12 protein-coding genes and 1 pseudogene are annotated in these 16,772 nt (G+C 43.4%); 6 read left to right on the forward strand and 7 right to left on the reverse strand.

What is annotated here, in order from left to right; translation table 11 throughout:
• Positions 1-6: 6 nt before the first annotated feature.
• The 5 genes from radA (at position 7) to NXX38_RS01760 (ending at position 6,748) form a co-directional block, all read left to right on the forward strand.
• Positions 7-1,374 carry a DNA repair protein RadA gene (radA, locus tag NXX38_RS01740; protein WP_008777372.1) on the forward strand — a complete coding sequence of 456 codons (1,368 nt, stop codon included), beginning with the start codon at positions 7-9 and terminating at the stop codon, positions 1,372-1,374.
• A gap of 59 nt (positions 1,375-1,433) precedes the next feature.
• Positions 1,434-1,808 (forward strand): GxxExxY protein, encoded by a 375-nt coding sequence (locus tag NXX38_RS01745; RefSeq protein WP_195650023.1) that lies wholly within the window; start codon positions 1,434-1,436, stop codon positions 1,806-1,808.
• Between the two features lie 45 nt (positions 1,809-1,853).
• A complete protein-coding gene (locus NXX38_RS01750; RefSeq protein WP_258978461.1) occupies positions 1,854-3,506 on the forward strand; it encodes an NAD(P)/FAD-dependent oxidoreductase in 1,653 nt (550 codons plus the stop codon).
• A gap of 16 nt (positions 3,507-3,522) precedes the next feature.
• Positions 3,523-4,125 (forward strand): LuxR C-terminal-related transcriptional regulator, encoded by a 603-nt coding sequence (locus NXX38_RS01755; RefSeq protein WP_258978462.1) that lies wholly within the window; start codon positions 3,523-3,525, stop codon positions 4,123-4,125.
• Between the two features lie 157 nt (positions 4,126-4,282).
• The gene (locus NXX38_RS01760) at positions 4,283-6,748 is read left to right on the forward strand and encodes a TonB-dependent receptor (protein ID WP_167511805.1); all 2,466 of its coding nucleotides are present in this window, start codon (positions 4,283-4,285) and stop codon (positions 6,746-6,748) included.
• Between the two features lie 518 nt (positions 6,749-7,266).
• Here NXX38_RS01760 and NXX38_RS01765 read toward each other — a convergent pair.
• From NXX38_RS01765 to metA, 4 genes and pseudogenes are all read right to left on the reverse strand, one after another.
• Positions 7,267-7,794: a GNAT family N-acetyltransferase gene (locus NXX38_RS01765; protein ID WP_258981844.1), complete on the reverse strand. Its 528-nt coding sequence runs from the start codon at positions 7,792-7,794 to the stop codon at positions 7,267-7,269.
• 39 nt (positions 7,795-7,833) lie between these two features.
• Positions 7,834-8,978: pseudogene (locus tag NXX38_RS01770) on the reverse strand (zinc ribbon domain-containing protein).
• On the reverse strand, positions 8,975-10,804 hold the full coding sequence (locus NXX38_RS01775) for a U32 family peptidase (protein WP_148365793.1): 1,830 nt from the start codon (positions 10,802-10,804) through the stop codon (positions 8,975-8,977). The pseudogene NXX38_RS01770 and the gene NXX38_RS01775 overlap by 4 nt, the downstream one beginning before the upstream one ends.
• Positions 10,801-11,718 carry a homoserine O-succinyltransferase gene (gene metA, locus NXX38_RS01780; protein WP_074559981.1) on the reverse strand — a complete coding sequence of 306 codons (918 nt, stop codon included), beginning with the start codon at positions 11,716-11,718 and terminating at the stop codon, positions 10,801-10,803. The genes NXX38_RS01775 and metA overlap by 4 nt, the downstream gene beginning before the upstream one ends.
• A gap of 180 nt (positions 11,719-11,898) precedes the next feature.
• On the opposite strand from metA, the gene NXX38_RS01785 reads away from it, so the two are divergent.
• Positions 11,899-12,069: a DUF362 domain-containing protein gene (locus NXX38_RS01785; protein WP_002559159.1), complete on the forward strand. Its 171-nt coding sequence runs from the start codon at positions 11,899-11,901 to the stop codon at positions 12,067-12,069.
• Positions 12,070-12,306: 237 nt separating this feature from the next.
• Here NXX38_RS01785 and NXX38_RS01790 read toward each other — a convergent pair whose 3' ends face one another.
• The 3 genes from NXX38_RS01790 to NXX38_RS01800 form a co-directional block, all read right to left on the reverse strand.
• On the reverse strand, positions 12,307-13,500 hold the full coding sequence (locus NXX38_RS01790) for a pyridoxal phosphate-dependent aminotransferase (protein ID WP_148365794.1): 1,194 nt from the start codon (positions 13,498-13,500) through the stop codon (positions 12,307-12,309).
• Positions 13,501-13,582: 82 nt separating this feature from the next.
• On the reverse strand, positions 13,583-14,800 hold the full coding sequence (locus tag NXX38_RS01795; protein WP_148365795.1) for a bifunctional 3,4-dihydroxy-2-butanone-4-phosphate synthase/GTP cyclohydrolase II: 1,218 nt from the start codon (positions 14,798-14,800) through the stop codon (positions 13,583-13,585).
• A gap of 5 nt (positions 14,801-14,805) precedes the next feature.
• A complete protein-coding gene (locus NXX38_RS01800) occupies positions 14,806-16,704 on the reverse strand; it encodes an LptF/LptG family permease (protein WP_258978464.1) in 1,899 nt (632 codons plus the stop codon).
• Positions 16,705-16,772: the final 68 nt, after the last annotated feature.

Below are 16,772 nucleotides of genomic sequence, written 5' to 3' on the forward strand. Positions count from 1 at the left end.
AAGAATATGGCAAAAGAGAAAACCGTATATGTATGCAGTAATTGCGGACAGGATTCACCGAAATGGGTGGGTAAATGTCCGTCGTGTGGAGAATGGAATACGTATGTTGAGGAAATCGTACGGAAAGAACCCACTAACCGCCGTCCGGTGTCGGGCATTGAAACACAGAAGCCCAAGCCACTGGCGCTTAGCGACATAGAGGCAGACGATGAACCACGCATCAATATGCACGATGATGAACTGAATCGTGTATTGGGGGGCGGACTTGTACAGGGTTCTCTTGTCTTGATAGGCGGCGAACCGGGAATCGGTAAATCGACGCTCGTCATGCAGACCGTACTGCACATGCCGGAAAAGAAGATTCTTTATGTATCCGGTGAAGAGAGTGCACGACAGCTGAAACTTCGTGCCGACCGTCTCTCTGACACTTCCAGCGATTGCCTGATCGTTTGCGAGACTTCACTCGAACAGATTTATGTGCATATCAAGAATACGAATCCCGATTTAGTGATTATCGACTCTATACAGACTATTTCCACCGAAAGTATCGAATCGTCTCCCGGAAGTATAGCGCAAGTCAGAGAGTGTTCGGCGTCCATTCTTCGTTTTGCAAAAGAAACGCATACGCCTGTATTGCTGATCGGACACATTAATAAGGAAGGAAGTATTGCAGGACCTAAAGTGCTGGAACATATCGTAGATACCGTTCTTCAATTTGAAGGCGACCAACATTATATGTATCGTATTCTACGCAGTATCAAGAATCGTTTCGGTAGTACGGCAGAATTAGGTATTTATGAAATGCGTCAGGATGGGTTGCGCCAAGTGAGTAATCCTTCCGAACTTTTGCTAAGTCAGGATCATGAAGGGATGAGCGGGGTAGCCATTGCCTCCGCCATTGAGGGGATTCGACCGTTCTTGATTGAGACACAGGCTTTGGTAAGCTCTGCTGTCTATGGAAATCCGCAACGTTCGGCAACCGGTTTCGATTTGAGAAGAATGAATATGCTGCTGGCTGTTCTCGAAAAGCGCGTGGGATTTAAGTTGGCACAGAAAGATGTGTTTCTGAATATTGCCGGAGGACTGAAAGTGAATGATCCGGCTATCGACCTGCCGGTTATCAGTGCGATCCTTTCTTCCAATATGGATGCAGCCATTGAACCGGAAGTTTGCATGGCGGGAGAAATCGGTCTGTCGGGAGAGATACGTCCTGTGAATCGGATTGAGCAGCGTATCGGTGAGGCTGAAAAGTTAGGTTTCAAACGTTTCTTGTTGCCGAAATATAATCTGCAGGGGATTGATACTCAAAAGCTTAAGATTGAATTAGTGCCGGTGAGAAAAGTGGAAGAGGCGTTCAGGGCTTTATTCGGTTAGATTCACCACAGAGGACACTGAGGACACAGAGGAGTGATTAATCAAGTAAGTAAATGATGATAGAAGATATTAATAATTTAACGAGTAGAGTGCTGGGATTAGCTTTTGAGGTGCATACTCAATTGGGAGCAGGTTTGCTTGAAAGTACATACGAGAGCTGCTTATTTTATGAATTGAGAGCAAACGCCATAGATGTAGAAAGGCAAAAGAAATTACCTATAATCTATAAAGGAACCCAATTAGATACAGATTACAGAATAGATTTGTTGATAGATAATCAACTCATTATAGAACTGAAAAGCGTGGAAACACTGCAACCGGTACATTCTGCCCAATTACTAACGTACATGAAACTTAGTAACCTGAAATATGGATTATTACTAAATTTCAATGTACCCCATTTAAAACAAGGAATCAAACGTTTTATTATCTAAAAAATTAAACTCTGTGACCTCTGTGTCCTCTGTGGTAAAAAATATATGATACAAGAATACCAACTCCGTATACTTCCCGAAATTGCTGCAAACGAACAGAAATTAAAGGAATATCTTTCTAAAGAAAAAGGTCTGAATCTGCGTGACATCACCGCTACCCGAATTTTGAAACGGAGTATTGACGCACGCCAGCGGACTATCTTCGTCAATCTGAAGGTGAGGGCATACATCAAGGAAATGCCGCAAGAAGATGAGTACGAACATACTATATATAATAATGTAGAGGGAAAACCGCAAGTGATTGTCGTTGGCGCAGGTCCCGGCGGGCTATTCGCTGCCTTACGCCTCGTTGAACTCGGATTACGTCCTATTGTCATCGAACGTGGAAAAGACGTGCGCGAACGTAAGAAAGATCTGGCACAAATCAGCAGGGAACACACTGTTGATCCGGAATCGAATTACAGTTTCGGAGAAGGAGGTGCAGGAGCTTATTCGGATGGGAAACTCTATACCCGGAGCAAGAAGAGAGGAAATGTAGATAAGATTCTGAATGTATTTTGCCAGCATGGAGCTTCGACTTCGATATTGGTGGATGCGCATCCGCATATCGGAACAGACAAATTGCCACGTGTCATTGAAAATATGCGGAACACCATTATCGAATGTGGCGGAGAAGTACATTTCCAGACACGAATGGATGCATTGATTATTGAGAACGGTGAAGTCAAAGGTGTCGAAACAAATACAGGAAAGACCTTTCTCGGACCTGTGATACTGGCAACCGGACATTCGGCAAGAGATGTATATCGTTGGCTGGCTGCCAATAATGTGACGATTGAGGCGAAAGGAATCGCTGTCGGAGTACGTCTGGAACATCCGGCAATGTTGATCGATCAAATACAATACCATAATAAGAATGGACGGGGCAAATACCTGCCCGCTGCTGAATACAGCTTTGTAACACAGGCAGAAGGCAGAGGAGTATATAGTTTCTGTATGTGTCCCGGAGGTTTCATCGTTCCTGCCGCCAGCGGACCGGAACAAGTGGTAGTAAACGGAATGTCTCCTGCCAACCGTGGGTCACGGTGGAGCAATTCGGGAATGGTAGTGGAAATTCAACCGGAAGATTTGGAAAATGAAGAATTAAAAATGAGGAATGAAGAGTTGGCTGCGAAACAAGATGAGCAACTAATGGCACTGAATCCGAATTTGAAAAGTTCACAACTTTCAGAGATTAATTCACAGTTACTATCTGTTCTTCACTTTCAAGAGGAATTGGAACGTCAATGCTGGTTGCAGGGAGGCAGACGACAGACTGCTCCGGCACAACGCATGCTGGATTTTACCCGCAAGAAATTGAGTTACGATCTGCCCGAGTCATCCTATAGTCCGGGATTGATTTCGTCTCCACTTCATTTCTGGATGCCATCATTTATTAATAAAAGGCTATCTCTTGGTTTCCAACAATTCGGACGAAGCAGTCACGGATTCCTGACAAATGAAGCAGTAATGATTGGTGTGGAGACACGAACTTCTTCTCCCGTTCGGATCATACGCGATAAGGATACTCTGCAACATGTCACCGTTCGCGGATTATTTCCTTGCGGAGAAGGCGCAGGCTATGCCGGAGGAATTGTGTCTGCCGGAGTGGACGGCGAACGATGTGCAGAAGCAGTAGCCAACTATTTCAATCATTAATTAAAACTAGACTAAAATGAATTATCAACCCGAAATAGCAATTATAGAAGCCAATACATTGACCTCTCTCGGTCTGAAAGGAATCTTGGAGGAAATGATTCCTATGGCGACCATACGGACTTTCCATCACTTCAGCGAACTGATGGACGATACTCCGGATATGTATGCCCACTATTTCATTTCCGCACAGATTTACGTGGAGCACAATGCTTTCTTTCTCCCCCGGAAACGAAAAACGATTGTATTGGCAAGCGACAGTCCGCAATTCCAACTGTCCGGCGTACCTGTACTCAACATTCACGAATCCGAAGAAGAGCTGGTAAAAAATATATTGAAACTTCACCAACATGCTCACCACGACGGTTATCCGGTAAAAGATATGCCGCCCATGCCTCCGATGCAGCCTCATCAGGAAATTCTATCCGCCCGTGAAATAGAAGTGCTCGTACTGATAACCAAAGGATTAATCAACAAAGAAATAGCAGATAAACTGAATATCAGCCTGACTACCGTTATCACTCACCGAAAAAATATCACGGAGAAATTAGGCATTAAGTCTGTCTCCGGGCTGACTATTTATGCTGTAATGAACGGATATATCGAAGCCGACCAAATCTGATTCACCACAGAGGACGCAGAGGACACAGAGGATATAAAATTTTAAGAATCATACCTTCGTGTCCTCTGCGTCCTCTGTGGTGAATCAAATCCTAATAAATGAGGATTGACCGTCATCTATATTTGCCGTTACTTTGCACCAGATAAATTAACAGCAGATGAAGACAAAAAAGATTATGATTGCCCTCATGCTCCTGACGACAGGGACAGCATGGGCTGAAGATTTCCCCAAAGACTCACTAAAAATAGTAGACATCGAAGAGGTGGTAGTGATTGCTACTCCGAAAGAAAACCGTAAACTGCGTGATCTGCCGGTAGCCGCCACCGTCTTATCACAGGAGAATATGCGCGCCAATCAGGTAAATTCCGTAAAGAACCTGACAGGTATTGTTCCCAATCTGTTTATCCCTGACTACGGTTCCAAACTGACTACTTCGATTTATATCCGCGGAATCGGCTCACGCATCAATACTCCGTCCGTAGGACTTTATGTAGACAATATCCCTTATATCGACAAATCCGCTTTCGACTTCAACTATGCTGATATCGAACGTATTGATATTCTTCGCGGGCCACAAGGTACCCTCTACGGACGTAACACGATGGGAGGACTTATCAAAGTGCACACAAAATCGCCTTTCACTTATCAAGGTACCGATATTCGCATGGGAGCAGCAACTTACAATAATTATAACGTTTCACTCACCCATTATCACCGTATATCCGACCGCTTTGCTTTTTCTACCGGAGGTTTCTACGAACACACGGGCGGCTTCTTTGAAAACTCTGCACGGAACAATGAAAAAGTCGACAAAAGCAACGCCGGAGGCGGACGTTTTCGTGGGATTTACCTGCCGACATCTAATCTAAAAATAGACATGACCGTGAACTATGAATATAGCGACCAGGGCGGGTATCCGTACTACTATACCGGGATTACTCAAAACGGCATAGCCAAAGCTAAAGAAAAGGGTAAAGAAATTACAGAGGACCGGGCAGACTACATCGGTAAAATTTCATATAACGACCGCAGCAGTTACCGCCGTGGATTGCTCAATTCTGGTGTCAACATCGAATATCAAGCCTGTAACTTTATATTGAGTGCCGTGACAGGTTATCAGAACCTGAATGACCGTATGTTCCTCGATCAGGACTTCACAGAAAGAGATATCTTTAATATCGAGCAAAAGCAAAGGGCAAATACCATTTCCGAAGAAATTGTCTTGAAAGCCAAACCCGGAAAGAGATGGCAATGGACTACGGGAGCTTTCGGATTCTACCAATGGCTACATACCACAGGTCCCGTTCTGTTCAAAGAAGAAGGAGTGAAAACGATGATTGAAAACAACGCCAATTCCGCTTTTGAAGAGATTGCCTCCAAACCCGGTGCACCTACTATGGGAATGACCGTACATAACCCGACACTAAGTGTAGGAGGAACCTTCGATACCCCGACTCTTAGCGGCGCACTTTATCATCAGTCTACTTTCAACAACCTATTTATCGAAGGACTGTCCGTTACAGCGGGACTCCGACTCGATTACGAAAAGATCAGTATGAAGTACAATTCCCTTAGTACTCCTGTAGACTTTGGCTTTGATTTTCACTTAGCTATGGGTCCCAACTCAATAAACTTGTCCGATCAGAATATGAAAGCTCCGGCCTCTTTCGTAGGCAAGCTATCGACTGACTATGTACAACTTCTCCCTAAATTCGCTATTCAATATGAATGGAAGAACCAAAATAATGTGTATGCCACCGTTACCCGGGGATATCGTTCGGGAGGATATAATATCCAGATGTTCTCTGACTTATCACAAACAGAATTGACCAACTCGATGATGAATGCCATTAAAGAAAGTCCGACAATAGGGCAAGATGCCACATGGGGGGCAACCATCATAAAAATGATGGACCAAATGGTACCGGCCAAAGAGATTAATGTGAAAACGTCTACTACGTACAAACCCGAATATTCGTGGAACTACGAAGTGGGCAGTCATCTTACGTTGTGGGAAGGTAGGCTTTGGGCTGATCTTGCAGCATTTTATATGGACACCCGCGACCAACAACTCTCTCAATTTGCAGAAAGCGGTTTGGGACGTATTACCATCAATGCGGGAAAAAGCCGTAGTTATGGTGCAGAAGCATCTCTTCGTGCCAGCGTGACTAAAGAACTTAGTCTGAATGCCAGTTACGGATATACCTATGCCACCTTTACTGATTATGTAATTACAGAAGGACAAAAAGATGGCAGTTCCAAAGTAACTGCGGATTATAATGGCAAATATGTCCCTTTCGTTCCCAAGCATACATTAAATATCGGTGGAGAATATGCGATCACCTGCAGCCCACGTTCTATCTTCGACCGGGTTGTGCTCCAAGCGAACTATAATGCTGCCGGACGTATCTACTGGACTGAACAAAACGACGTCAGCCAATCCTTCTATGGCACGCTCAACTGGAGAACGAATCTGGAAATCGGTGATGCAATGATTAGTTTCTGGGCACGCAACTTCCTGAATAAAGACTATGCTGCCTTCTATTTCGAAACAATGAACAAAGGTTTCATGCAGAAAGGACGCCCAATGCAATTTGGAGTAGATCTTCGCTGCCGCTTCTAATCATTTTTACTCATAAGGATATTATTTAGTCTTTTTATTGTCAGCCAAAGGTTTTTATCCATACAGAGCAATGATTTTCAGCACATTAACGGCTGACAATAAGCGCTGACAATAACCAAAAACAGGCTGACAATAAAAGATTCGGACTTTTATTGTCAGCCTGTCTCTTTGTAGATTAACAGCATAGAATACGGGATAGAAGAACGTATGTCCCTATGAAGTTTGCATTATAAAGCCGTTATACTTAATTTACCCAATCGGTATTGTTCTGTCAGACCTACGCTATCCTTAACTCTCCACAGCCGTGGTCGCATCTCTCCACGGCCGTGGGAGGATCTCGTCACGACTGTGGGAAGAAGTTACCACGGCCGTGGGAAGGTAAAGATAGCGGCACCTTACCACAACTATACCGGCACCTTACCGGAACTTTATCAATGCTTCGGCATTAGTTTACCTACTGCTTGCTATCAGTTTGCTTATACCTAAGACTGCTTCGTTCATCATCCAACGTACCTGACCTATACTTCAGTACGATCAGATTCCTCCACCCCACCATGCAAACGCTTCATCTGATAAGCAATACGTTCCGTCCCATTCTTAACATAAATGATGCCGCAACGTTGAAAGCCATACTTCGTCAGTATATGTTGCATGACCTTATTATCCCGATGAGTATCTACCCGGACATTAGGCCAACGTTGAAAACACCAGTCCAGACAAGCTTCCGACACCCCTTTCTGCTTTCCGTTCGTTGCCAATCGGTGAATTACTCCATAAGGTTCGTCATTGAGCCATACACCTTCATAAATCTGTTGGTAAGTAGGATCCTCACCTAGTATGAAACAAAAAGTTCCCAAGATTTCTCCTTGTTCACCGATACAGACAAAGCTATGGCTCTCTTCAATTTCCTGACGAATCAATGCTTCAGACGGATAGCCGTCAATCCATTGGGTCGTGTTCCCGGTTGCACGCATAAAAGCACGGGCATAGTCATAAATCTCCATCACTAAAGGGAGATCTTTTATTTCAGTAGACCTGATTTCCATCATTTGAAAAGTTATTCAGAAATAAAACAGATAATAAAATCACTCGTTAATCGCTCCACAATGGGGGCATATACCTTTTGCTTCATTTTTTCCCCGCAACGTCCACAACGATACTTATACCCAATGTTCCGACAGACTTTCTTCGCAAAAACCAGCATAAAAAAGGCAAGAAACAGATAACCGATATAAATATGTGTCATCAGGATAAAGAAGAAATAGCAGAAAATACAGCAGGACATCAACCCTAGCAAATAAAAAATAGCCGCAGCGGGAGTCAACTGTCGAAACAAATCATCCAGCACCGCCAAAGCGACTATCAAAAACAACCAGATGCTCAACAAGAAGACAGAGAGAATAAAAGGAACTTTGAATGGCGACAAAGTAGGATTGAAATAAAAATGCTCCCACGTTTCCGGCACAAAGACCTGCATTGATTCGTAAATCGTTGCACTGAAAGCCATCAACAAACAGAGAAATAATGGATAAACACTATCTATATCATTAAAATAGACCATCTGCAATTGCTTTCGACGAAAAGCACGAAACAGATATACACCAACGAATAAAGCGAAGATTATAATAAAATAAGAAGCATGCGTATCACTGAAAAGATGAATGGCCTGCGAAATACTATCAGTCGGCACAAATGATGTTTTGAGTTCTTTTTCACGTATCCAGCCCTGTTCATCCTGTGTATGAGCCAGCTTCACCCAAATACTGTCTACACTATCGGCAGGATGAACCGCAAACTCTGCCACCACTACCCTATCCCCTTTATTCAACTGAATAAAAGTATCTTTTATCGGAAGACATTCCAAAGAGATGGAATCATCGACTACTTCCAGATTTGTATTCCAGGTATAATGCCGCTCGTACAAGTAGGTCAACGAGTCTTTCGTCTTCTTCGACAGTTCTTCCGAATCCAGAGCCGGGGCTTTATAATAACAGGATGAGAGCAAAAATAAACATAGTAGTAAGTTCATCACAGTTTTCATCACAGTTTTCACCACAGAGGACGCAGAGGACACAGAGGGTAAAAGGGGGAAAAAAGGGAAAGAGAGAAACTTTCTACACTTTTTCCCAAAAACACGCAAACAGTCTGTATCAGAAGAATGAGTGAAGATGTTACCTTCACTATATCCTCTGTGTCCTCTGCGTCCTCTGTGGTGAAAAATGATTCTCATTGCGCAGCCTTTACTTTCATTTGACAATTCTTACAATCAAATTCCAGACGAAAACGTTTGCCGTCATTCGATACCAGATAGTAAGGCTCTTTATAAGGTGAACGTACCCGTTGATGGATAGGACACCAGCCCATGCTATAACGCAAACAATGTTTGCAGAACATCAGTACCGCATCTTCCACTGCTTCTTTTTCGTACGCTGCGGCTACCTGTTGTACCCCATGCTCCTGATAGAAAGAAGCTGCACGAGTATTCATTACATTCCCCAGATATGTTAATGTCGTTTGCGGGAAAGCATGACTCGTTGGCTTCCATACTGCCAATTCCTGACGATAATTGATTCGACGGGCAGTTATTAACCGGTCGATTGCCTGTCTGCGGAAATCAGCTAACACTGAAGCCGGCAAAAACCAGTTCCCGGTAAAGGATATTTCTATTTCTTTTGCTTCAAAAGGTGTATTCCCCAGTTTGGACAGTTGCGTTTTCAGATTGTCCGTCTGTGGAGTCCGGGCAAGTTCTTTCTCACGAGGGAGAGTGATTGTAACGCTATTATCATCTTCGTCAGTCAATGTCAGAGAGAAACCGAAATTGTTGTCGGCAAGCAAGATTTTCACTGCGATCTTCCTTTCGGCAGATTTGCGGGAAAGGATTCGCTCAAATTCCTGATCGAAATTACGGTACAATGTAGTGCGAGGCTTGATACGGGGCATCTCCTGCGGATAGAGTTTGTTGCTGTCCACCCGGTTGATGCGGAAACCCTGCAAGCGACCCTGTTCGTCGATATAGCAGACACCGTCTCCATTGTTAAAAGATTTAAGTCCGGCAACTGTCAGATAGTTGCCACGGGACTCCTTCATGGTTCCCATCTCTTCGCCCAGCGATTTAGGAGTGTCGAAAGAGAAAATCTCTTTATCACGTCCGTGCAAGAAATAATGAGTAAATCCACGACTAAAACTCTTGTCGAGTTGTGGTTTAAATTCGAAACGACACGTACCCGAAGAAGCACGTACATATTCCGGACGACGGGCAAAGATTGCATCCAGCTTCTGACGATAAGCGGCCGTTACATTCTTCACATAAGATACGTCTTTCAGTCGTCCCTCTATTTTGAATGAAGAAGCTCCGGCATCCAGTAGTTGTTCCAGTTCGTCGCTTTGATTCATATCTTTCAGGGAAAGCAGATGTTTGTCTTTAACAATCACTTTCCCGTCCGCATCTACCAGACTAAAAGGTAGACGGCAGAATTGTGCACACTCTCCACGATTGGCACTACGACCGAAACAGGCCTGACTGACATAACATTGCCCGCTATAGCTGACACAAAGCGCCCCATGTACAAATACTTCTAAAGGTACTTCCGGACAGCTTTCATGAATCTTCTTTATTTCACGCAACGATAACTCCCGCGCCAACACCACTTGACGGAAACCTGCTTCCCAAAGGAATTTCACTTTTTCCGGCGTACGGTTGTCCATTTGCGTACTGGCATGAAGCGGTATCGGAGGAAGGTTCAGTTTCGTGATTCCCATATCCTGTACAATCAGTGCATCGACACCAATCCGATAAAGTGCATGAATCATCTCCTCCGTCTCTTTCAACTCTTCTTCTTTCAGAATCGTATTGACCGTGACATAAATACGTGCATTATACAAATGAGCATGCTGCACCAATGCTTCAATATCTTCCAATGAATTCACAGCTGCCGCACGGGCACCGAATTTCGGAGCACCGATATATACAGCATCTGCACCATGGTTGATAGCCTCAATACCACATTCCAGGTTTTTCGCCGGAGCGAGAAGTTCTATTTTACGCTGCTTTATCATTTAATATCATTGATGTTGTAAGGTGTTTCCTGATAAACAAAGTAGTTCAACCAATTGGAGAACAACAAATTGGCATGGGCACGCCAACGTACCAACGGGCCTTTTTCAGGATCATCGTCTATATAATAATTGCGGGGGATCTCTATCGGCAGGCCTTTATCCAAATCACGGCGGTATTCCGCATCCAGTGTCAGCGGAGAATATTCAGAGTGTCCCGTGACAAAGAACTCACGTCCGCCCCGTGCCATTGCCATATAGACACCGGCTTCTTTCGATTCGGAAAGCAACGTCAGTTCCGGAACTTTCAGAATGTCTTCCCTGCGCACTTCCGTATGACGGCTATGCGGCACATAGAAACAATCGTCAAAACCACGGAAGATGGAATGGAAAGGTTCCAGTACGCGATGTTCAAAGATGCCGAACATCTTCTTTTCCAACGGATATTTTGGAACTCCATAATGATGATACAATCCGGCCTGTGCAGCCCAACATATATATAAGGTAGAAGTGACGTGCGTGCGTGCCCAATCAAAGATTTCCGTAATTTCATCCCAATAGGTCACCTCCTCGAAGTCCATCTGTTCTACAGGGGCTCCGGTGATAATCATACCATCATACTTCTCATGACGCATCTGGTCGAAATCCGTATAGAACGTTTTCATGTGTTCTATCGGCGTATTCTTCGACGTGTGGCTCTTGATCTTCATAAACGAAATCTCCACCTGAAGAGGGGTATTCGAAAGTAAGCGCACCAAGTCTGTTTCCGTTGTAATCTTCAACGGCATCAGGTTCAGAATCACAATCCGTAGCGGACGAATATCCTGCTGCGTAGCGCGGGAAGTGTCGATCACGAAAATATTTTCTTCCTTCAAAAGCTCTATCGCAGGTAGTTTATCGGGTAAATTTAAAGGCATAATCGCTATATATTAGTAATTTGAATGCAAAAATACGAAAAATATAGCAGATAATAGGGAGGTTGCTTATTTAGAAGACGTACAAATTAAGTCAATTTAATCATAGAAGCATAACAACTAATCAATAAAAGCCTTATTTTTGCCGAAGAAATTAGTACTAATAATTTAAATCTTAGAAAAATGGCTTACGTAATTAGTGACGATTGTATTGCTTGCGGTACTTGTATTGACGAGTGTCCGGTAGAAGCTATCTCTGAAGGTGATATCTATTCTATCAACCCAGATGTATGTACTGACTGTGGTACTTGCGCAGACGTTTGTCCGTCTGAAGCAATTCACCCGGCTGAATAATACAAGCTACAAAAAATGTACAGGCTGCTTTCTACGGAAGGCAGCCTTTTTTTTCACCACAGAGGACGCAGAGGACACAGAGTAAAATAGTTTGGGGATGTGTCACAACTCTCCTTTCAGTGAAATCCCCCTTGCTACAAAGCATTTGTGGCAAGGGGGATTTCTAATTTATATGGGTGATGACACATCCTTTCATTGTTTCTTCTCTGTGTCCTCTGAGTCCTCTGTGGTGAACTCTTATTTCAATTTAGCTAATGCTTCCTTGATACGACGGATAGCCTCTACGATATTTTCATCGCTTGTAGCATAACTCATGCGGATACATTCTGGAGCACCAAAAGAAGCACCACCTACACAGGCCACGTGAGCTTCTTCCAGCAAGTACATTGCCAAATCATCAGAATCTGCAATCTTACGTTCGCCGTTGCTCTTTCCAAAGAAAGCATCACATTTCGGGAACAAGTAGAAAGCACCCTGCGGAACGTTTACTTCAAATCCCGGAACTTCCTTAGCCAATTTCACAATCAGGTCACGACGGCGTTCGAATGCTTTTTGCATCTCTTTTACCGGTTCCTGTGTTCCTGTATATGCAACTTCAGCAGCTTTTTGAGAAACGGAACAAGGACCTGAAGTGTACTGACCTTGCAATTTGTTGCACGCTTTTACAATCCATTCCGGACCGGCAATAAAACCGATTCTCCATCCTGTCATAGCGTAAGCTTTGGAAACACCGTTTACAATCACTGTACGTTCCTTCATTTCAGGGAATTGAGCGATACTTTGATGTGCGCCGATGTAATTGATATGTTCGTAAATCTCGTCAGCGATTACGATCACCTGTGGATGTTTAGCCAATACAGCAGACAGTCCGGCCAATTCTTCTTTTGTATATACCGAACCTGTCGGGTTGGACGGAGAACAAAGAATCAAAGCTTTCGTTTTCGGAGTAATAGCAGCTTCCAGCTGTTCCGGAGTAATCTTGAAATCTTGTTCGATACCTGCCGAAACGATTACAGGAGTACCTTCTGCCATTTTCACCATTTCCGGGTAGCTTACCCAGTAAGGAGCCGGAACGATTACTTCGTCACCCGGATTTACCAATACAAGGATTGTATTACAAACAGATTGTTTTGCACCATTTGCACATGAAATCTGGGCGGCTGTATATTCAAGACCGTTTTCTTTTTTCAGTTTCTCAACAATAGCATTGCGCAAAGCCGGATAGCCCGGTACCGGAGAGTAACGGGAAAAGTTATCATCTATGGCTTTTTTCGCAGCTTCTTTGATGTGGTCAGGAGTATTAAAATCAGGTTCTCCTACACTTAAGTTAATAACATCAACACCCTGTGCCTTGAGCTCGTTACTCTTTTGAGACATGGCAAGCGTCGCCGACGGCGACAAGCTGTTCAAACGATCTGATAATTGATTCATTTTGTATCTATTTTATTGTTGTTGAGTGAAAATCGTTGCAAAATAAACGATAATATTTGATATATGGAAACAAATTGGCAATTTACTTATTAAAATGTAAAGTATGCCCCATTCTTTCTTTCTTCGTTCTCAAGTATCGCTCATTATACGGATTAGGAACTGTTTCAACAGGTACATTTTCTACAATCTCCAATCCATAGGCTTCCAAACCAACACGTTTTACCGGATTGTTTGTCAAAAGTCTCATTTTGTGTACGCCCAGTTCACGAAGAATCTGTGCACCTACTCCATAATCACGTTCGTCGGCAAGGTGTCCCAGACAAATATTTGCGTCAACGGTGTCCATTCCGTCTTCCTGAAGTTTATATGCTTTCATCTTTTCCATCAGACCGATGCCGCGTCCTTCCTGATTGAGGTAAACCACCACACCTTTTCCTTCTTTTTCGATCATTTCCATCGCTTTATGCAACTGTTCGCCACAGTCACAGCGCTGCGAACCAAGGATATCTCCTGTAGCACAAGATGAATGGACACGCACCAGGATAGGCTCGTCTTCACTCCATGTACCTTTAAATATAGCCATATGCTCCAATCCGTTTGATTTCTGGCGGAAAGGTATCAGACGGAACTTTCCGTATTCGGTAGGCATATTTACTTCCACTCCTTTTTCTACAATGGATTCCTGTTTCAAACGATAAACAATCAGGTCATGAATAGAAATCAGTTTCAGTCCGTGTTCATCTGCCATCTGGCGGAGTTCGGGCAAACGTGCCATTGTTCCATCTTCGCTCATGATTTCCATCAAAGCACCTGCCGGGTAAAGTCCTGCCAGACGAGCCATGTCAATCGTAGCTTCCGTATGTCCGGCGCGGCGAAGCACTCCTTTTTCTTGTGCATATAACGGATTGATGTGTCCGGGACGACCGAAGGTTGCCGGTGTAGAAGCAGGATCGGCCAACGCCTGAATAGTAGCGGCACGGTCGGAAGCAGAAACACCTGTTGTACAGCCTTCCAGTTTGTCAATGGTAACCGTAAAAGGAGTTCCCAACACGGAAGTATTGTCACTTACCTGATGCGGCAAATCCAACTCCTTGCAACGAGACACCGTGACAGGCGCACAAAGCACCCCACGCGCATGTTTCAACATGAAATTCACTTTCTCGGGAGTTATCTTTTCAGCTGCAATAATCAAGTCGCCTTCATTTTCGCGGTCTTCATCATCCACTACTATGACAAACTTGCCTTCTTTGAAGTCGGCAATCGCATCTTCTATTCTATCCATTTTAATAGTCTCTTTCATAACACTTATTTATTGATTTTCTGTATGATGAATTGAATTTGTTCATTGTTCTTTATAATCCGTTCCATATCCTTAGCCAGACGAACGCGGAACGCCCAGATGCGGAAATAGAAAAATAAACCGATAGGGAAAATGACTCCGGCTACCAAATTCAACCAATATATATGGAACGGGCGCACATGAGCAGAAACGGAAATAACCGGATAATTGTTTAATGCACCAATCAAAGTGGCAGATTTCGTATTGGACATTTCTTCAACCAACGCTTCCAGCTTTTCATTGATAGCTATTACCTCATTATCATCTTCGCTTGACATCCATAATTTGAAATAGTTCGGCGCTTTTTCCAATCGTTTCTTGGCAGCATACGCCCTACACTCTGCAGTGAGTTGTTCCAAATCACCGGTCAGACGCGTGTAATCAGGATCATGGATAATCACTTCTTTCTTAAATATATGACGTACACTACGAATTCCCGCAATCTTTTTGAACCAGTTAATATAAGCATCTGCATTAAGTACCACAGAGTCCTTATTCGATTTATAGGTAAGGAAAACTCCTAATGGGGCAAGAACCGCACTACTTGTCCACATTCCCATCCATACTATCCACTTACCGTCACGGGCCATTTTATATCCTGTATTATCAATGATATAGTAAATGATAAATACCAGCACTGATACGATTACCGGCATTCCCAGACCTCCTTTGCGGATAATCCCCCCCAATGGAGCTCCGATAAAGAAGAACAACAGACAAGAAAGTGAAATCGTTATCTTCTTATGCCATTCCGTCTTATGCTTGCGAATACTATAATCGTTGTTCTCCATCGTGAATTTCTTGAATCCAAGATCGTTGGCCACATTCTCCGCCCGACTGACAGCAGAAGAAAGTACCTTCTGTTTCTGCGTTAAAGAGGCTACCTCATAAAGGCTGTCCACATTATATTCACGGATATCCGCCTTTTCTATTTTAACCGTATCTTCCTTTGTCAATCCATAAGAAGCACGGAAATCCCCTTCTGCCACTTCCCTGTAATATTGCCGTCCGATACTATCTCCCACTACCGTCATTGAGTCAATAGAGCTTTGCAACTGCGCCATATCCTTAGCACTGGACTGCTTGCCCATAATGTCGCCATCAACCATATTGAAATCGGAGTTAAATTCAATAATGGTATGTTTTTCCCGGAATGACTCACGCCGATAAGGCACATTCTGCGATTTCAGGCTTTGTGCTTTCAGGTTCTCGAATAAATCGCCACTATATAAATGCAACCAGAGATGTTGTTTATCTGCAGTCATCTCCAGACGTCCGGAGTCGGCATATATAATATGTGCGTTTTCGAATCCATCCTTCATATTATAAATCAGCACATCATATAGCATACCGGTCTTCCGGTTCTTCTTAGCTACCTTTAAATTATAATCCTTTATTTCAGAATAGAAAACTCCTTCCGGAATATCCAACTCCGGAGATTTCTGTTTCATCGAAAGAATCAGGGTTCCCAGCTTAGCCTGAGCGATAGGACCAACTACATTTTGGAAATAAAATGAGACACCGACAAGTCCGCAAACAAAGAAAGCGAGCGGACGCATGATTTTAAGTAGAGAAATACCCGCAGCTTTCATTGCAAGTAATTCATAACGCTCGCCAAAGTTACCGAAAGTAATCAAAGAAGCCAGTAACACTGCTAATGGCAACGATACTGGCACTAATGTTAATGCGGAATAAAAGAAGAATTGAGCCATAACGCTCATCTCCAACCCTTTTCCGACCAATTCGTCTACATATCTCCACAGGAACTGCATCATGAATATGAACAGACAGATGAAGAATGTACCAATAAAGAGCATCAAAAAACTCTTTACGATGAATATATCTAATTTCTTTATGCGTAGCATCTTAATAGGTTCGTGCAATTAGGATGCAAAATTAGCACAAAAAAGGAGCATCGAAAATTTTTAGTTGA

It is taken from the genome of Bacteroides sp. BFG-637 (assembly GCF_024793605.1).
GTDB classification, from domain to species: Bacteria; Bacteroidota; Bacteroidia; order Bacteroidales; family Bacteroidaceae; genus Bacteroides; species Bacteroides vicugnae.